The organism is Microbacterium sp. WCS2018Hpa-9, from assembly GCF_031843745.1.
Taxonomy (GTDB): Bacteria; Actinomycetota; Actinomycetes; order Actinomycetales; family Microbacteriaceae; genus Microbacterium.
In genome coordinates this window covers 108982-126042 of sequence record NZ_JAVTIY010000001.1, presented here as the reverse complement: position 1 = coordinate 126042, position 17061 = coordinate 108982, and the positions used below count along the sequence as shown (strand labels likewise).

Here is a 17061-nt window from a genome sequence, read left to right as displayed (position 1 = left end):
TCGGCGAGGGTGCCGAGACGGTCAGTCGTCAGCGGGGTCGGTGAGGCGAGCCTGCTCCTCGCGGAAGGCTTCGCCGACGATCCCCGTGAACTCGTTGAAGCGGGCGTCGACCTCGGCGAGGATTTCATGACCGCGCGGGTCGTTGTTCATGAGATGCGCCGCGATGAAGCCGCCGATCACACCGATCAGGAACCACTGCACGTTCTTCATGTCGCCATCCTTGCCTCTGGCCCGCGTGGGCGCGGTGCTTCCATCGTATGCGGAAACGACAGAAGGCGTCGGGTGACCCCGACGCCTTCTGCGGAAAAGCTGAACTCAGCGAGCTGCGTAGTACTCGACGACGAGCTGCACTTCACAGGTCACGGGGACCTCGACGCGCTTCGGGCGACGAACCAGGCGAGCCTGGAGCTTGTCGAGCTCGACCTCGAGGTAGCCGGGAACGGGCGGCAGGACCTCGGCGTGACCGCCGGCTGCTGCGACCTGGAAGGGCTCGGTGCCCTCGCTCTTGGCCTTGACGTGGATGAGCTGACCCGGCTTCACGCGGAAGGACGGGCGGTCGACGAGCTGGCCGTCGACGAGGATGTGACGGTGCACGACGAGCTGACGAGCCTGTGCGGTGGTGCGGGCGAAGCCCGAACGCACGACGAGGGCGTCGAGACGCATCTCGAGCAGCTCGACCAGGTTCTCACCGGTCAGGCCGTCCTGACGGCGAGCCTCGTTGAACGTGTTGCGCATCTGCTTCTCGCGGATGCCGTACTGCTCGCGAAGACGCTGCTTCTCACGCAGACGGACGGCGTAGTCGCTGTCAGCCTTGCGCTTGGTGCGGCCGTGCTCACCCGGAGCGTAGGGACGCTTCTCGAGGTAGCGGGCGGCCTTCGGGGTGAGCGGGATGCCGAGTGCGCGGCTGAGGCGCACCTTGCGGCGGTCCTGGGACTTCGTGGTCACGAAGTTATCCTTCCGATGACGTGGTCGCGTCTTTCACGACTCACGGACGTATCGTCCGCGTTCTGCCTTGGAGCGCACGCCGGGGCGCCAGCAAGGTGGGGTGTGAACGAGGAGATGCCCGAAAACTTGGTTTCGAGCCGATCCAGTCTAACAGATTCGCGTCAGCGGCCGTCGAGGATGCGACGGATGCGCTCGAGGCGGGCCGAGATGTCGCGCTCGGCCCCGAGATTCTTCGGCTCGTAGTAGCGCTTGCCCTGCAGCTCGTCGGGCAGATACTGCTGCGGAAGGATGCCGAACTCGCCGTCGTGCGGGTAGACGTAGCCGCGTCCGTGGCCGAGCCGCTTGGCACCCGGATAGTGGGCGTCTCGCAGGTGCAGCGGCACCCGACCGAACCCCCCGGAGCGGATGTCGGCGATCGCCGCGTCGATTCCCACATACGCCGCGTTCGACTTGGCGGTCGTGGCGAGGTAGACAGTCGCCTCGGCGAGCGGGATCCGCCCTTCCGGCATACCGATGAACGCGACAGCGTCGGCTGCGGCGACGGCGATCAAGAGGGCCTGCGGGTCGGCGAGGCCCACGTCTTCAGAGGCGGAGATGACAAGCCGCCTGGCGATGAAACGAGGGTCCTCCCCCGCCTCGATCATCCTGGCGAGGTAGTGCAGCGCCGCGTCGGGATCGGATCCGCGGATCGACTTGATGAACGCGCTGATGACGTCGTAATGCTCGTCACCCTGACGGTCGTAGCGCAGCAGGGCCTTGTCGACGGCCTGAGCGACGTCATCGGCGGTCGCGGCCGGCACCACGCCCTCTTCGCCCTTAGACAGCGCGACCGCTGCGGCCGCCTCGAGCCCCGTGAGCGCACGCCGGGCATCGCCGGACGCCAGCCGGATGAGGGCAGCGCGCGCGTCATCGGCCAGAGTGACTGCGCCGTTGAGCCCGCGCGCATCGGTCACCGCCCGATCGACGAGCAGTCCGACGTCGTCGTCTGTCAGCGGCTGCAGGGTGAGGAGCAGCGACCGCGACATCAGTGGCGAGATCACCGAGAACGAGGGGTTCTCGGTGGTGGCCGCGATCAGCAGGACCCAGCCGTTCTCGACGCCGGGCAGCAGCGCATCCTGCTGCGCCTTGGTGAATCGATGGATCTCGTCGAGGAACAGGATCGTGGTCTGACCGTAGAGGTCACGCTGGGTGATCGCCTCCTGCATGACCTCGCGCACGTCTTTGACGCCGGCGGTGATCGCCGACAGCTCGACGAACCTGCGACCGGATGATCGCGCGATCGCCTGCGCCAGGGTCGTCTTGCCGGTGCCTGGCGGCCCCCACAGGATGATCGAGACGGCGCCCGGCGAGGTGGCGGCGGGGTCGGCCAGGGCGACGATCGGCGAACCGGCGCGCAGCAGGTGCTTCTGACCGGCGACCTCATCGAGCGACACGGGGCGCATGCGCACGGCGAGGGGCGTCTGCCCGGAGAGCAGTGCGGCTGCGGAGGTCATCCGTCCAGGCTAACGCGGGGCACCGACACTTCGGGCGCAACAGCGCAGCGTCATCTCGACGGTAGGCTCTCAGGCGACGTTGCACATTCACGTCCAGTAAGGGAGCACGCAATGGCCGGACGCGGGAAGAGCACGCAGCAGTCGCGCACCGAGGCGGAGCGCGCGCGCCTGCACACCGCCCGCAAGACGTGGCACGAGGGGCAGATCCGACGCCGCGCCCGTGACAACGCGGTGGCCTCCGTCGTCGCCGCACTGGTCATCGCCGGCGCGATCGCCAGTCAGGTCGCCCTCGCGCAGACGAGGCCGCCGGAAGAACCCGCTCCCACGCCCACGGTCGAACCGACAGTCGCGCCGGTACCGACGGAGACTCCGCTGCCCGACCCGCTTCCGTCCGACGCTCCGGCCGAATAGCTCTCAGTCCCGTGTCGAGCGGGCGTCTTCTGCGGTGCCGCACTCGTCCGGATCTCACCACCGCTGCTCCGAGCGCTGTCAGGTCTCGTTGACGGCCAGTCGGTAGCCGCGCTTCACCACCGTGTGCACGAGCGCCCTCTGCCCGAGCGCCTCGCGCAGACGCGCCACCGCTGCTTCGACCGCGTGCGGTGTGCGCTGTGGTCCGGGAAGCGCCGCTCCGAGCTCCGCCCTCGAGATGACGCGACCCCCTGCTGAGGCCAGCGCGTCGATCAATGCGACGGCGGACCGCGAGAGCGGAACGAACGCCCCGTCGACGACGACGCCACCGCTCCGGACCTCGACCAGGCCGGCATCGGTGGGCAGAGACAGTGCGCCGCCACGCTCGAAATGCTCGATCACCCGGTCGACCGACGACGTGGGTCGTTCGGGATCCGAGACCGCCGTCCGGAGGTCGGCGTCACCCAGCCGATCCGCGACGCCAGCACCGAGGGATACGAGAAGCAGGCGGCCCGATCCAGCACGCCGCCGGATGCTCTCGAGCACATCTGCCTGTTCTGCGGCCTCGACCCAGAATCCGGCCACCGAAGCTGAGGCGAGGATCACCGCATCCACTTCACCGCGAGCGGCGTGCATCGCGGCCGAGCCCATCTCGTGAGCATGCGAGCGCGGAACGAACGCACGCCGGACGTTCGCTCCCCGACTGCTCAGCATCGCGTCGAGGTCACCGGACGCGCACTCGTCCGCGATGACGATCGCGCACCCCACCAGCGTCGAGTCGAGGGTTCGTGCGGGCGTCATGGCCGCACCCTGCGCATCGTCACGATCGACATCAGACAGCCTGCAGCGAACGCATACGTCGTGGTCCTGCCGCCGCGGACGCGCTCATCCGCAGCGCACCACCCGTCACCGCGGTGACATCTCGCGGAGCACTCATCGCGTCGGCATCGAGGATCCGGGCTGCCGCGACCTCCGCCATGGCATAGCCGCGAAACAGCGTTTCGACACGTCGGCCCTCGAAACTCGCCACCTCGCCGATCGCGAAGATACACGGGTCGGAGGTCGTGCATCGTTCGTCGATCACGATGCCGCCCCATGGGTCGACACCGATCGAGGCGTTGCGGGCGAGCTCATCCCGAGGGCGCAGGCCAACCGTGAGAACGACCAGATCGACAGGCTCGACGGAGTCGCCGAACTCGACGGCCCCCACGGCACCCGACGAGTCCGCCGCCAGACGCACACCGTGCGACTCGGTGTGGACGGCAATGCCTCTCGCCTCGAGGAGACCTGTGAATGAGAAGCCGTGAGCTTCCGATATCGGCTTCACGGGCATCAGGTGATCGGAGTGCTGCACGACGACGGGCACGACATCCAAGAGCTGCAGGGAGCCGGCGGCGTCAATCGCGAGCGATCCGTCGCCGATGACAGCGCCGCGGAGCGGACGACCGAGCTCCTTCCTGCGGCGATCCGCGAAGCACTCGAGACTCTGCGCATCCTCGAGAGTGCGATAGCCGAAGCATCCGCGCAGGTCGGAGCCGACGATGTCCCCGCTCGTGGCATACGAACCCGTGGCGAGCACGAGCGAGTCGTACCGGACGATCCGTCGTGACCGGGTCATCACGGTCCGCGCACCGCGGTCGATGCGAAGCACTCTGTCGTCTGCCATGAATCGCACGCGGAAGTCTTCGAAGACCGAGCGGTCCAGCTCCAGCGAGTCGGGCGCCGCTCCGGAGAACAGCCCGGAGATTCCCGTCCGGTCGTAAGGGTGTCGAGCCTCGTCGCCGATCACGGTGACGTGGATCGGCACCTCGGCAGTGCTGATCAGGCTCTCGACGAATCGGTGCGCGACCATGCCGGCTCCGACCACCACGATCTCCGCGGGGGTGAGGACGGCCTCGCTCATACTGCTCCTATCGCCGGGGGACGTCGTGATGGCGACGATAGGAGCACGATGTTTCCCGCATATGACGCGCGGTGTTTCGTGCGTCGAACGATTAGCTCACAGATCGGTAACGGCCATTGTGAGATCCGACCACCACATTGCAACCTCGCTCTCGTACTAGGCTGAAGCTCGTCCTTTCCGCCTCCCGCGGGCCCTACCGCGCAAGGAGAATCACCGTGTCTGCCACAGAGCCGTCGAAGCCGACTCCCCCCGTTCCCGCTCCCCCGGCTGCGCCCTTGCCGCGAAAGGTGCCGAAGCCCGCTGCTGTCGCGCCGACCGCCGCCAGTGCCGCGTCGTCGTCCGACGCAGCGAAGTGGGGTCGCGTCGCAGACGACGGCACCGTCGAGGTCCGCGAGGGCGAGGACTGGCGCGTCGTCGGTCAGTACCCTGACGGCACCCCCGACGAGGCACTCGCCTACTTCGTGCGCAAGTACGACGACATCGCCTTCAAGGTGCACACGCTCGAACAGCGTCACGAGGCGGGGGGCGCTTCTGCCGCCGACCTCGTCAAGCAGGCGGGCCACCTTCTCGCCGAGGCGACGGATGCGGCCGCTGTCGGCGACCTCGCCGGGCTCCGCGAGCGGCTGAACGCCCTGACCTCGTCGCTCTCCGAGGCGACGGCCGAGGAGGCCCAGCAGGCGAAGGAACTGGTCGACAAGGCCATCGCTGAGCGCACGGTCCTTGTCGAGCGTGCCGAGGAGATCGCCGCCCGCGACCTGTCGAAGGTGCAGTGGAAGCAGGTGACTGCAGAGCTCGGAGAGCTCTTCGACGCCTGGCAGGCACAGCAGCAGAGCGGACCACGCCTGTCGAAGGGTGTCTCGCAGCAGCTCTGGAAGCGGTTCCGCGACGCACGTGGCACCGTCGACAAGGCACGCCGCGCGTTCTACTCCGAGCTCGACGACACCCACAAGAGCGCCCGCGATGCGAAGACCCGTCTGGTCGAGCGCGCCGAGGCCCTCGCACCGCGCGGTGTCGACGGCATCCCGGCGTACCGCACCCTGCTCGACGAGTGGAAGGCCGCCGGCCGTGCCGGACGCAAGGCCGACGACGCGCTGTGGGCCCGATTCAAGGCGGCCGGAGACGCGCTGTACTCGGCGCGTGCCGAGCAGTCGGCGGCCGAAGAGGCAGACTCCGCTCCGAAGATCGAGGCTCGCCAGGCACTGCTCGAAGAGGCGAAGGCCGTGGCCGACGAGCCCAACATCAAGCGCGCCCGCGCGCTGCTCACCGGCATCCAGCGCCAGTGGGACGAGATCGGTCGCATCTTCCCCCGAGACAAGGAGCGCGCGCTCGACGATCGCCTGCGCGTGATCGAGCAGGCGCTCAAGGCCCGCGAAGAGGTCGACTGGAAGAAGAACAACCCCGAGACCAAGGCGCGTGCGAACGACATGAGCTCGCAGCTTCTCGAGGCGATCGAGAAGCTCGAGGCCGAGCTCGCCGCCGCAGAGAAGTCGGGAGACAAGAAGGCTGCCAAGGCTGCAGCGGATGCTCTCGAAGCGCGCCGCACCTGGCTCAACGCGCTCGGCGGCTGACCTTCTCCACAGATCCCCGGATCGACCCGGAACGCGGGATGCACCGCGCCAGACTGGCGTGATGCATCCCGCGTTCCTGTATCTGCCCGGTGATCGACTCACCATCCCCGAACTGAGCGCGGCGAGGATCGACGGGCACGTGGTCGATCTCGGCGAGGGCTACATCCCCGCCGTTCTGATCGAGAGCTCCAGTGCGAGGGCGGCCGCGATCGCGACTCTCGTGCCCGCCGACACCGCGGCATCCGGGCCATCCGCGGCGTGGATTCACGGGGCCGGCGATGCTCCGCCCGCCCGCCACCACGTCAGGCGCGCGGTCAGCCATCGCATCCGGCTCGCGCTGCCCCCTCGGGTGATCCTGCACGACACCGCGCTCTCGCTCACGCACGTCGTGCTCATCGGCGGGGTGCCGGTGATGACCCCCGAACGCACGATGGTCGACCTCGCCCTCGGCCTGCACCGCGACGAGTCGTTGCGGCGATGGATGCTGCTCCTGGCCCATGCCGAGCCGAGCCTCGTGCCGGCTGCGCTTCTCGAACTCGAAACAATGACCCGCGTTCCGGGAAAGCGTGCCGGACGAGGTGCTCTCGAGAGGCTCCTCGTCAGGACGACGTGACGCGGTAGACGTCGTACACCGCATCGATGCGACGCACGGCGTTCAGCACGCGGTCGAGGTGAACGGCATCGCCCATCTCGAACACGAAGCGGCTGATCGCGAGGCGCTCGTCGGTGGTGCTGACCGTCGCCGACAGGATGTTGACGTGGTGCTCGCTGAGCACTCGGGTGACATCAGAGAGGAGCCCCGAGCGGTCGAGAGCCTCGACCTGGATCTGCACTCGGAACACGCTCTTCGTCGTCGGCGCCCAGGACACCTCGACGAACCGGTCTTCGTCGCTCTGGAGAGCCTTGACGTTCGGGCAGTCGGTGCGGTGCACCGAGACGCCGCTGCCGCGGGTGACGAAGCCGACGATCGCATCGCCGGGCACGGGGGTGCAGCACTTCGCGACCTTGACCAGGATGTCGGATGCACCACGCACCAGCACCCCGGAATCTCCGGAGCGGGGCTCTCGCGAGGGCATGCTTCCGGGGAGGTCGATCGGACCTGTGGCGGGGTCGGTCGCTGCGACCAGCGCCGTGACCTTCTCGAGCACCGACTGCGTCGACACATGCCCCTCGCCCACGGCGGCATACAGGGCCGAGACGTCTTCATAGCGGAGCTGGTGAGCGACCTCGGCGAACGAGTCCTGGCTCATCAGCCGCTGCAGCGGCATGTTCTGGCGGCGCATCGCACGGGCGATGGCCTCCTTGCCCTGCTCGATGGCCTCTTCGCGACGCTCCTTCGTGAACCATCCGCGGATCTTGTTGCGTGCGCGGGTGCTCTTGACGAAGCCGAGCCAGTCCTGGCTCGGACCGGCGTCGGGGTTCTTCGAGGTGAAGACCTCGACCACATCACCGCTCTTGAGCTCGGACTCCAGCGGCACGAGACGGCCGTTCACCTTCGAGCCCATCGTGCGGTGGCCGATCTCGGTGTGCACGGCATACGCGAAGTCGACGGGCGTCGCGCCGGCCGGGAGTCCGACGACACGACCCTTGGGGGTGAAGACGTAGACCTCTTTGGCGCCGATCTCGAAGCGGAGAGAGTCGAGGAACTCCCCCGGGTCGGCGGTTTCGGCCTGCCAGTCCGAGATGTGCGCGAGCCAGGCCATGTCGCTGTCGGACGCACGGACCTCGGCCTTGCCGCCGTTCATCCGCTCCTTGTACATCCAGTGCGCGGCGACACCGTACTCGGCCTGCTGGTGCATCTCATGCGTGCGGATCTGGATCTCGACCGTGCGCCCGGACGGACCGATCACCGTGGTGTGCAGCGACTGGTAGAGGTTGAACTTCGGGGTCGCGATGTAGTCCTTGAAACGACCGGGGAGCGGGGTCCACCGCGCGTGGATCGCCCCGAGCACGGCGTAGCAGTCGCGCACGGAGGCGACGAGCACTCGGATGCCGATCAGGTCGTAGATGTCGTCGAACTCGCGACCTCGCACCACCATCTTCTGGTACACCGAGTACAGCTGCTTCGGGCGTCCGACGACCTTGCCGCGGATGCGCAGATCACGAAGATCCTCGTCGATCTCCTCGACGACCTGAGCGAGGTACTTCTCGCGCTGCGGGGTGCGCTGGGCGATCAGGTTATGGATCTCGTTGTAGATCTTCGGATGCAGCACGGCGAACGAGAGGTCTTCGAGCTCCGATTTGATCGCCTGGATGCCGAGACGGTTGGCCAGAGGCGCATAGATCTCGAGCGTCTCCTTGGCCTTCTTCGCGGCCTTCTCAGGGGGGACGAAGCCCCAGGTGCGCGCGTTGTGCAGCCGATCGGCGAGCTTGATGAGCAGAACGCGGATGTCCTTCGACATCGCGACGATCATCTTGCGGACGGTCTCGGCCTGCGCGCTCTCGCCGTACTTGACCTTGTCGAGCTTCGTGACGCCGTCGACGAGCATCGCGACCTCGTCGCCGAATTCCGCCGTGAGGTCGGTGAGGGCATAGCCGGTGTCTTCGACGGTGTCGTGCAACAGAGCCGCGGCGATCGCACGGGGGCCGAGTCCCATCTCGGCGAGGATCTGCGCCACGGCCAGCGGGTGCGTGATGTACGGCTCACCGCTCTGACGCAGCTGTCCGGTGTGCTTGTCCTTCGCGACCGTGTAGGCCCGTTCGATGACGGCGAGATCACCCTTGGGATGATTCGCGCGCACTGTGCGGATCAAGTTGTCGAGGTCGTTGACCCTGGGCGCGCGGGAGAAGATGCGGGGAACCAGTCGTCTCAGGCTGGAGCCCTGCGACGCCGTCTGCGGTTCCGCCATCCGCTCACCTCCGAATCACAACAGTTTACGCGGGCTCTGCGGGGTGCGGCCCCGCAGAGCGGGGATCAGGCCTCTGCAGTGGCGAGGCTTCGCGCCTCGCGGATCTTCGCATCGCGCGCAGCGATCTGCGGCTCGTTCTCGCGGAACAGCGAGTAGAGCGGAGCGGCCACGAACAGCGTCGAGTAGGTGGCGACCAGGATGCCGACGAAGATCGAGAGCGAGATGTCGGTGAGCGACTCGGCACCGAGCCAGAAGGCGCCGATGAAGAGCACGGCTCCCACAGGCAGCGCCGCGACGACCGAGGTGTTGATCGATCGGATGAGCGTCTGGTTCACCGCGAGGTTGACCGACTCGCCGAACGTTCGAGACGAGTTCTCGCCGTCCTCCGTCGTGTTCTCCCTGATCTTGTCGAACACGACTGTGGTGTCGTACAGCGAGTACGAGAGGATCGTGAGGAAGCCGATCACGGCCGCAGGCGAGATCTCGAAGCCGGCCAGGGCGTAGACGCCGACCGTGATCACGAGCACATCGAGCAGGCCGATGATCGCCGCTGCGGACATCTTCCAGGTGCGGAAGTAGATCGCGAGGATCAGGAAGGTGAGCGCGAGGAAGATCGCGAGACCCCAGAGGGACTGCTTGGTGACGTTCTCACCCCAGGCCGGTCCGATGAACGACGACGTGACGCTCTCGGGCGCGACACCATAGGCGTCGGCGAGGGCGTTGGAGACCTGCTGGGTCTCCTCGGCGCTCATCTGGTCGGTCTGCACACGGATGTCGTTGCCACCGACGACGACGACCTTGGTCGCCGCGCCCGGCACGACGGACTGCACTGCAGTAGTGGCGGTCTCCTGCTCGAAGCTGTCGGGCGCCTGCACCGTGAACTGCGAGCCGCCGGTGAACTCGATCGAGAACTGGATCGGTCGGATGAGGGGCACGAGCGCCGAGCCGACCACCAGCACGATCGCGATGATGAACCACAGGCGGCGCTTGCCGACGAACGGGAAGGACGTCTTTCCCGTGTAGAGGTTGTTGCCGAACTCGTTCATGGAAGCCATCAGGCGTCCCCCTCGCTTCCGGTGCGGCTGGATCTGTCACCGGCTAGTGCTTCGGCGCGCTTGCGCTCTGCGATGGTCTGACGGCGCTCGGCTTCGCCCTTGGCCCTGGCGTTCTTCGCACCACGGCCCGCCGTCGCGGTCGACACCTGACGGAACTGCGATCGGCTGCGGTACACCGCGCCGAGCGATTCGGGATCGAGGCCCGAGAGCTTGTGGCCGCCCCCGAAGAACTTCGTGCGGGCGAGGAGCTGCATCACCGGGTGCGTGAAGATCACGAAGATGAACACGTCGATCAGGGTCGTCAGGCCCAGAGTGAAGGCGAAGCCCTTCACCGTGGAGTCGGCGAGGATGTAGAGCACGACGGCCGCGAGGATGTTGATCGACTTCGAGATGTAGATCGTCCGCTTGGCTCTGCCCCAGCCGTCTTCGACCGCCGAGGTGATCGACTTGCCGTCTCGGAGCTCGTCTCGGATTCTCTCGAAGTAGACGATGAACGAGTCGGCGGTGAAGCCGATCGAGACGATCAGGCCCGCGACGCCGGCGAGCGACAGGCGGAAGCCGAGTCTCCACGCCAGGATGCAGATGATGATGTAGGTCAGCACCGCCATCACCGCGATCGATGCGATGATCACGGATCCGAGTGCTCGGTACACGATCAGCGAGTAGATGGCGACGAGTGCGAGCCCGATGAGTCCGGCGATGAGACCGATCTGGAGCTGCTGGGTGCCCAGGGTCGCCGAGATCGTGTCGGAGCTCTGCACCTCGAAGCTCAGCGGCAGCGCGCCGAACTTGAGCTGGTCTGCGAGGGCGGTCGCCGACTCCTGGTTGAAGTCACCCGAGATGCTGGGGCGACCGTCGAGGATCTGCCCGTTCATCCGCGGTGCACTGATCACGGAGCCGTCGAGGACGAAGGCGAACTGATCGCGCGGGGAGAGCTCCGCCAGGCGGTTCTGGTTCAAGCGGGTGCTGACCTCGCCGAAAGCCTCGGCACCGTCTGCGTTCATCGTCAGCTGCACGAGCCATGCACCCGACTGAGGATCGCGGCCTGCGGATGCGTCGGTGATCGCGTCACCGGTGAGCTCGGTCGGACCGAGCAGGTACTTCGCCTGACCGGAGGGATCGCACGCGATGAGCGGCTCGTCCTTCGGTGCATTCGAGGGGTCGTTGTCAGGGTTGGCGCAGTCGTACGCCTGGAACTCCGCCGCGAGCCTGTCGGTGACCCACGCGAGGTCGCTCGCGTCGGTCGGCTCGGCCGTCGGCGTCGCGTTCAGCGAGTCGTCCGGAGTCGGGTACGCCGTCTCGTTCCCGTCTTCTCCCACGTACTGGTTCGTGCCGGCGGTCGTGGCGAGCACCGGGCGGAACTCGAGCTGCGCACTCGACTGGATGCGCGCGCGGGTCTGCTCGTCGGCCACACCAGGGATCTGGACCACGATGTTGCGGCCACCCTCGGTGGTGATGTCGGCCTCGGCCACGCCCGACGCATCGACGCGCTGGCGGATGATCGACGCCGCCTGGTCGAGCTGCTCCGGCGAGGGCGCGGCACCGTCTTCGGTCTCGGCGCTCAGCACGATCTGCGTGCCGCCCTGGAGGTCGAGCGCGAGCTCAGGAGTCCACGAACTCTTCTCGAACACGTGGACGCCGAGCGCGTTGATGCCGAAGAGGATGCCCGTCACCAGGAGCAGGCCCGTGAGGACCCGCCAGGCGTGACGGACCGGGGAAGAAGTGGCCACGTGTGATCAGCTTTCTACGATGCCGGAGTGCCGAGGTGGTGCAGCGCGAAGGCTACTTGTCGTCGGCGTCGCGCTCGAGACGACGACGGGTCTCTTCGGTGGTCTCGATGGCCGGAGCGTCGTCGACGATCGGAGCCTCGTCGATCACGACGACCGAGTCGTCAGCGTCCTCGACGATGGCATCCTTGGGCTCCACGATGCGCAGGATCGCCTGGCTGTGCACCTCGATGACCGTGCCGGGCGCGATCTCGACGAGCGCGGGCGAGTCGAGGTCATCGTGGTCGTAGGCCACGATCGTGCCGTAGATGCCGCCCTGCATGAGCACCTTGACACCGGGAACGGTCTTGGTGGCCTTCTCCTCCTGCTCTGCCTTCATCTGCTTCTGGCGCTTGCGTCCGTTGACGAACATGAACACGACGAGCACGGCGAGAAGGCCGAAGAGGAGGATTTCCATGGGCATGGTGGCGAAGGGCCTTTCTCAGGTGCGCGCACCAGAAAACGGGCGCGCAGTTCTATCGGGGGAAGTCTTCAGCGATTATAGGTCATCAAGACGAAGCGCCCCGTCGGGGTGCGCGATGCCCAGGTGGGCGTAGGCCTCCGGCATGGCCACGCGACCACGCGGTGTGCGGCCGAGGAATCCGATGCGCACGAGGTACGGCTCGACGACGCTCTCGACGGTCTCGGCCTCTTCGCCGACCGCGACCGCGAGCGTGCTGAGGCCCACGGGACCGCCGCGGAAACGACGCACGAGCGCCTCGAGCACGGCCCGGTCGAGGCGGTCGAGCCCGATCGGATCGACGTCGTAGAGCTCGAGTGCGGCCCGGACGCCGTGCAGCGAAGCCTCCCCGCCGCCGTGGACGAGCGCGTAGTCACGCACTCGTCGGAGCAGGCGGTTGGCGATTCGAGGTGTGCCTCGCGACCGGCGGGCGATCTCCGAGAGCGAATCACGGGGCAGATCGACGCGCAGCATGCGAGAAGAGCGATCGATGACCCGCTCGAGCTCCGGTTCGTCGTAGAACTCGAGGTGGCCCGTGAATCCGAAGCGGTCGCGCAGCGGGTTCGGGAGCAGACCCGAGCGGGTGGTCGCGCCGACGAGCGTGAACGGGGCTAGGTCCAACGGGATGCTGGTCGCACCTGCTCCCTTGCCGACCATGATGTCGATGCGGAAGTCCTCCATCGCGAGGTACAGCATCTCCTCCGCGGACCGCGCCATGCGGTGGATCTCGTCGATGAACAGCACCTCGCCGGGCACGAGACTCGAGAGCAGGGCGGCGAGGTCGCCGGCGTGCTGGATCGCCGGTCCGCTCGAAAGCCGCAGCGGGCGTTCGCTCTCATGCGCGATGATCATCGCCAGCGTGGTCTTGCCGAGTCCTGGAGGACCCGCGAGCAGGATGTGATCGGGCGGGCGGTTCTGCATGCGCGCGGCATCGAGCAGGAGCTGGAGCTGCCCGCGCACCTTCTGCTGACCGACGAACTCGCCCAGGCTCGTGGGGCGCAGAGCGCCCTCGATGGCGAGCTCGGTGTCGTCTGAGGGCTCGGCGGCGTCGCGGACGTCAGACACGCGCCGGCCCCAGGAGAGCCAGAGTGCGGCGCAGCAGCGGCGCCACGGCCGCTCGCTCTGCCTCCGAAGCCTCGGCGGCCGTCTGCGCGGCTGCCTCGGCGGCGACCTTCTCGGACCATCCGAGGCCCACCAGCGCGGCGGTGACCTGATCGACGACATCGACCGGACCGGCCTTCGCCGGCTTCGATCCGATGCCGACGGGGTGCACCTTGCCTGCGAGCTGCAGGACGATGAGCTTGGCCGTCTTCGGTCCGATGCCCGACACGCGCCGGAACGGCGCATCGTCTTCGGCCGTCACGGCGTCGGCGATCTGATCGACGGTGAGGTGCGAGAGCACACCGAGCGCCGACTTCGGCCCGACGCCCGTGACGCTGATGAGCAGACCGAAGACCTCCAGCTCGCTGCGATCGGCGAAGCCGAACAACGACAGGGAGTCTTCGCGGACGATCAGGCTCGTGTGCAGCAGCAGCTTCTCGCCGACGGTCGCGGTGTGCGCCACATCGGCGGGAACAGCGACAGAGAATCCGACGCCACCGACGTCGATGATGACCTGATCGGCGGTCGAGTGGAGAACAGCGCCGTGCAGCGAGGAGATCATCCGATCAGCCTACGCACCGGATCGTAGATATGTTCGAGCGACACGCTCCGCGTCCGCCCACGCCTTCTGCGCCGGCGTCAGAGACTCCTGTCCTGGCGCCCCGGCTGCTCCTCGTCGCCATGCGTGACAGAGCGCGATCGCCAGAGCGTCGGCGGCATCGGGCGGTTGCGGAGGAGCATCCAGGCGGAGGATGCGCGCGATCATCGCCTGCACCTGGCGCTTGTCGGCCGAGCCGTAGCCGGTCACGGCCGCTTTCACCTCGCTCGGAGTGTGCGTCGCCGCAGGAAGACCGGCTTCGGCTGCGAGCAGCAGCGCCACGCCGCTCGCCTGCGCCGTGCCCATCACGGTGTGGGTGTTCTGCTGCGCGAACACCCGCTCGACCGCGACGGCGTCTGGTCGATGGGTCTCGATCACCTCGCGGATGCCGGCGGCGACCAGTGCGAGCCTCTCGCCGATCGGCAGATCGGGCGCAGAGCGGATGACCCCGACGTGCACGAGCGTGCCCCGACGGGCGCGATCGACGTCGACCACACCGACACCGCACCGGGTGAGACCGGGGTCGATGCCGAGCACGCGAAGCGAGGAGGAGGTCACTCCCCCAGGCTATGCGTCGCCCCGGATCCCGGGGCGACGCCGCGCCTACGCGTCGTCGTTCTCGAGCTCAGCCTGCACCTCGGCCGTGAGATCGAAGTTCGTGAAGATGTTCTGGACGTCCTCGCTGTCTTCGAGGGCGTCGATGAGGCGGAAGATCTTGCGGGCCGTATCGGCGTCGATCTCGACCTTGAGGTTCGGAACGAACTCGACATCGGCCGACTCGTAGTCGATGCCCGCGTCCTGAAGGGCGCTGCGGACGGTGACGAGATCCGTGGCCTCCGTGATGATCTCGAAGCCCGCGGCGTGCGGCTCGATCTCTTCGGCGCCCGCCTCGAGGGCGGCCATCATCACGTCATCTTCGGTGGTTCCCTCGGAACCGACCACGATGACGCCCTTGCGGCTGAAGTTGTAGGCGACGCTGCCGGGGTCGGCGAGAGTTCCGCCGTTCCGGCTGAGCGCGGTGCGTACCTCGGCCGCTGCGCGGTTCTTGTTGTCGGTCAGACACTCGATCATCATCGCGACGCCGTTGGGGCCATAGCCTTCGTACATGATCGAGGTGTACTCGACAGCCTCGCCACCGATGCCCGCTCCGCGCTTCACCGCGCGGTCGATGTTGTCCTTCGGGACCGACGTCTTCTTCGCCTTCTGAATCGCGTCGAAGAGAGTCGGGTTGCCCTGCAGGTCGGCTCCGCCGAGCTTCGCGGCGACCTCGATGTTCTTGATGAGCTTGGCCCAGGACTTCGCGCGCCTGGAGTCGATGATGGCCTTCTTGTGCTTCGTGGTGGCCCACTTGGAATGCCCGGACATAATTCTCCGCTCGTCGTATCCGCCGTGGGCGCTGCCCAGGGCGTCGTCCATTCTATCGAACCACGCCCGTACGCTGTGGCGTGCGAATCGCGCGGTGCGTGCGGCGGACAGTCGATGACCCCTGGCATGACGGGCAGCGCGGGTGTAGTCCTGACCCATGGACGAAAGAGCCGTCGATGACAGGACCCGCGGCCTCGAGGCCGCACATCGCGCAGCAGTCGACTTCCTCGGATCACTGGACGAACGACCGGTATGGCCGCGGGCGAGCCTCGACGAGATGATGGCGGCGTTCGGAGGTCCGCTGCCCGAGGAGGGCACGGATGCCGCGAGCGTGATCGAGGAGATGGCGCGGCGGGCTGATCAGGGTCTCGTCGCGATTCCCGGAGGGCGCTTCTTCGGGTTCGTGATCGGCGGGACCCACCCCGCCGCTCTCGCCGCAGACTGGCTGGTGTCGACCTGGGACCAGAACTCGGGGTCGGCGACGCTCACTCCCGCAACGGTCGCGATGGAGCGCATCGCCGGACAGTGGATGCTCGAGCTGTTCGCACTGCCTGAGACCGCCAGCGTCGGTTTCGTCACGGGCGGCCAGATGGCGAACTTCACGTGCCTGGCTACAGCGCGCAACGCCGTTCTGGCACGAGCCGGTTGGAATCTGACGGAGAAAGGGCTTCGACTGGCACCCGCCGTCAGATTCGTCGTCGGTGCCGATCGTCACGGCTCGATCGATCGGGCAGCTCGATTCCTCGGGATAGGAACAGCGGAACTGGTCGCGGTCGAATCGGATGACCAGGGGCGCATGAGACCCGAAGCCCTGGCGCAGGTGCTCGACCGGACCACCGGTCCGCTCATCGTGTGCCTTCAGGCCGGCGAGGTGCACACCGGCGCGTTCGACGAATTCGCTGCGCTCATCCCGATCGCGCATGAACACGGTGCGTGGGTGCATGTCGACGGTGCCTTCGGGCTGTGGGCCGCGGCGTCGCCCGCGCTTCGACCACTGACTGCGGGAATGGGTCTGGCTGACTCGTGGGCGACGGACGCCCACAAGACCCTCAATGCGCCGTATGACTGCGGAATGGCGATCGTCCGGGACCCTGCTGATTCGATCGCCGCATTCCGCACCGGCGGCGACTATCTCGTCTTCACGAGCCTCGACCCGTGGGATGTCACTCCCGAGCTCTCCAGACGGGCCCGAGGCGTGCCCGCCTGGGCGGCGATGCGCAGCCTGGGGCGCCGCGGAATCGCGCGCCTCATCGACGCACTGCACGAGAACGCCGTGGCGATGGCATCCGGACTCGCCTCGATCGACGGCATCCGCATTCTCAATGACGTCGACTACACCCAGGTCATGTTCGGGCTCGACTCCGACGAGTCGACGCGGGCCCTCGGCGACGCCGTGCTCGCCGAGGGCACAGCCGCGCTGACGGGCGCCACGTGGCGCGGTCGCGCCGCCCTGCGCTGCTCGATGTCGTCCTGGGCGACGACCCGAGACGACATCGACCGCACCGTCGGCGCGATCCGCGCCCTCGTGTCGGGCTGAACGGACCCGCCCT

17 protein-coding genes are annotated in these 17061 nt (G+C 67.5%); 4 read left to right on the top strand and 13 right to left on the bottom strand.

The annotated features are described in order from the left end of the window. Nucleotides 1-21: 21 nt before the first annotated feature. From RQG82_RS00630 to RQG82_RS00620, 3 genes are all read right to left on the bottom strand, one after another. Nucleotides 22-210: a hypothetical protein gene (locus tag RQG82_RS00630; protein WP_311257215.1), complete on the bottom strand. Its 189-nt coding sequence runs from the start codon at nt 208-210 to the stop codon at nt 22-24. A gap of 105 nt (nt 211-315) precedes the next feature. Beyond that, nucleotides 316-945, bottom strand: a complete 630-nt coding sequence (gene rpsD / locus RQG82_RS00625; RefSeq protein WP_210097983.1) for a 30S ribosomal protein S4 — start codon at nt 943-945, stop codon at nt 316-318. 161 nt (nt 946-1106) lie between these two features. Next, complete coding sequence (locus RQG82_RS00620; protein ID WP_311257214.1) at nt 1107-2438, bottom strand: replication-associated recombination protein A; 1332 nt, start codon at nt 2436-2438, stop codon at nt 1107-1109. A gap of 111 nt (nt 2439-2549) precedes the next feature. Between RQG82_RS00620 and RQG82_RS00615 the strand changes: the two genes are divergently transcribed. Further along, on the top strand, nt 2550-2849 hold the full coding sequence (locus RQG82_RS00615) for a hypothetical protein (RefSeq protein WP_311257213.1): 300 nt from the start codon (nt 2550-2552) through the stop codon (nt 2847-2849). Nucleotides 2850-2927: 78 nt separating this feature from the next. On the opposite strand, the gene RQG82_RS00610 is transcribed toward RQG82_RS00615, so the two are convergent. Together RQG82_RS00610 and RQG82_RS00605 are read right to left on the bottom strand one after the other, a co-directional pair. Continuing rightward, entirely contained in the window at nt 2928-3647 is a 720-nt protein-coding gene (locus RQG82_RS00610) for a winged helix-turn-helix domain-containing protein (protein ID WP_311257212.1), read from the bottom strand. A 31-nt stretch (nt 3648-3678) separates the two neighbouring features. Next, nucleotides 3679-4749, bottom strand: coding sequence for an FAD-dependent oxidoreductase (locus tag RQG82_RS00605; protein WP_311257211.1), 1071 nt, complete (start codon nt 4747-4749; stop codon nt 3679-3681). A 215-nt stretch (nt 4750-4964) separates the two neighbouring features. Here RQG82_RS00605 and RQG82_RS00600 point away from each other — a divergent pair, with 215 nt between their 5' ends. Both RQG82_RS00600 and RQG82_RS00595 read left to right on the top strand, forming a co-directional pair. Next, on the top strand, nt 4965-6317 hold the full coding sequence (locus tag RQG82_RS00600; RefSeq protein ID WP_311257210.1) for a DUF349 domain-containing protein: 1353 nt from the start codon (nt 4965-4967) through the stop codon (nt 6315-6317). 61 nt (nt 6318-6378) lie between these two features. After that, entirely contained in the window at nt 6379-6930 is a 552-nt protein-coding gene (locus RQG82_RS00595) for a type IV toxin-antitoxin system AbiEi family antitoxin (protein ID WP_311257209.1), read from the top strand. On the opposite strand, the gene RQG82_RS00590 is transcribed toward RQG82_RS00595, so the two are convergent. The 8 genes from RQG82_RS00590 to RQG82_RS00555 form a co-directional block, all read right to left on the bottom strand. Continuing rightward, nucleotides 6917-9166: a bifunctional (p)ppGpp synthetase/guanosine-3',5'-bis(diphosphate) 3'-pyrophosphohydrolase gene (locus RQG82_RS00590; RefSeq protein WP_311257208.1), complete on the bottom strand. Its 2250-nt coding sequence runs from the start codon at nt 9164-9166 to the stop codon at nt 6917-6919. The two genes, RQG82_RS00595 and RQG82_RS00590, sit on opposite strands and share 14 nt — an antisense overlap. Nucleotides 9167-9231: 65 nt before the next feature. Further along, a complete protein-coding gene (gene secF, locus RQG82_RS00585) occupies nt 9232-10221 on the bottom strand; it encodes a protein translocase subunit SecF (protein ID WP_311257207.1) in 990 nt (329 codons plus the stop codon). Continuing rightward, the gene (secD, locus tag RQG82_RS00580) at nt 10221-11951 is read right to left on the bottom strand and encodes a protein translocase subunit SecD (RefSeq protein ID WP_311257206.1); all 1731 of its coding nucleotides are present in this window, start codon (nt 11949-11951) and stop codon (nt 10221-10223) included. The genes secF and secD overlap by 1 nt, the downstream gene beginning before the upstream one ends. A 52-nt stretch (nt 11952-12003) precedes the next feature. Further along, the gene (gene yajC, locus RQG82_RS00575; protein WP_311257205.1) at nt 12004-12405 is read right to left on the bottom strand and encodes a preprotein translocase subunit YajC; all 402 of its coding nucleotides are present in this window, start codon (nt 12403-12405) and stop codon (nt 12004-12006) included. An 81-nt stretch (nt 12406-12486) separates the two neighbouring features. Further along, the gene (gene ruvB / locus RQG82_RS00570) at nt 12487-13512 is read right to left on the bottom strand and encodes a Holliday junction branch migration DNA helicase RuvB (RefSeq protein ID WP_311257204.1); all 1026 of its coding nucleotides are present in this window, start codon (nt 13510-13512) and stop codon (nt 12487-12489) included. Beyond that, nucleotides 13505-14110 (bottom strand): Holliday junction branch migration protein RuvA, encoded by a 606-nt coding sequence (gene ruvA / locus RQG82_RS00565; protein ID WP_311257203.1) that lies wholly within the window; start codon nt 14108-14110, stop codon nt 13505-13507. Before ruvA ends, ruvB begins: the two co-directional genes overlap by 8 nt. A 9-nt stretch (nt 14111-14119) precedes the next feature. Further along, nucleotides 14120-14704, bottom strand: coding sequence for a crossover junction endodeoxyribonuclease RuvC (gene ruvC, locus RQG82_RS00560; RefSeq protein ID WP_311257202.1), 585 nt, complete (start codon nt 14702-14704; stop codon nt 14120-14122). Nucleotides 14705-14749: 45 nt separating this feature from the next. Then, nucleotides 14750-15511, bottom strand: coding sequence for a YebC/PmpR family DNA-binding transcriptional regulator (locus RQG82_RS00555; protein ID WP_311257790.1), 762 nt, complete (start codon nt 15509-15511; stop codon nt 14750-14752). A gap of 157 nt (nt 15512-15668) precedes the next feature. On the opposite strand from RQG82_RS00555, the gene RQG82_RS00550 reads away from it, so the two are divergent. After that, entirely contained in the window at nt 15669-17048 is a 1380-nt protein-coding gene (locus RQG82_RS00550; RefSeq protein WP_311257201.1) for an aminotransferase class V-fold PLP-dependent enzyme, read from the top strand. Nucleotides 17049-17061: the final 13 nt, after the last annotated feature.

Excerpts from the sequence above, each read along its gene's own strand:
- RQG82_RS00615 (WP_311257213.1), top strand. The coding sequence starts at position 2,550 with ATGGCCGGACGCGGGAAGAGCACGCAGCAGTCGCGCACCGAGGCGGAG.
- RQG82_RS00595 (WP_311257209.1), top strand. The coding sequence starts at position 6,379 with ATGCATCCCGCGTTCCTGTATCTGCCCGGTGATCGACTCACCATCCCC.
- yajC (WP_311257205.1), bottom strand. The coding sequence starts at position 12,405 with ATGGAAATCCTCCTCTTCGGCCTTCTCGCCGTGCTCGTCGTGTTCATG.
- RQG82_RS00610 (WP_311257212.1), bottom strand. The coding sequence starts at position 3,647 with ATGACGCCCGCACGAACCCTCGACTCGACGCTGGTGGGGTGCGCGATC.
- RQG82_RS00590 (WP_311257208.1), bottom strand. The coding sequence starts at position 9,166 with ATGGCGGAACCGCAGACGGCGTCGCAGGGCTCCAGCCTGAGACGACTG.
- ruvA (WP_311257203.1), bottom strand. The coding sequence starts at position 14,110 with ATGATCTCCTCGCTGCACGGCGCTGTTCTCCACTCGACCGCCGATCAG.
- RQG82_RS00555 (WP_311257790.1), bottom strand. The coding sequence starts at position 15,511 with ATGTCCGGGCATTCCAAGTGGGCCACCACGAAGCACAAGAAGGCCATC.
- RQG82_RS00620 (WP_311257214.1), bottom strand. The coding sequence starts at position 2,438 with ATGACCTCCGCAGCCGCACTGCTCTCCGGGCAGACGCCCCTCGCCGTG.
- secF (WP_311257207.1), bottom strand. The coding sequence starts at position 10,221 with ATGGCTTCCATGAACGAGTTCGGCAACAACCTCTACACGGGAAAGACG.
- RQG82_RS00630 (WP_311257215.1), bottom strand. The coding sequence starts at position 210 with ATGAAGAACGTGCAGTGGTTCCTGATCGGTGTGATCGGCGGCTTCATC.
- RQG82_RS00550 (WP_311257201.1), top strand. The coding sequence starts at position 15,669 with ATGGACGAAAGAGCCGTCGATGACAGGACCCGCGGCCTCGAGGCCGCA.
- RQG82_RS00605 (WP_311257211.1), bottom strand. The coding sequence starts at position 4,749 with ATGAGCGAGGCCGTCCTCACCCCCGCGGAGATCGTGGTGGTCGGAGCC.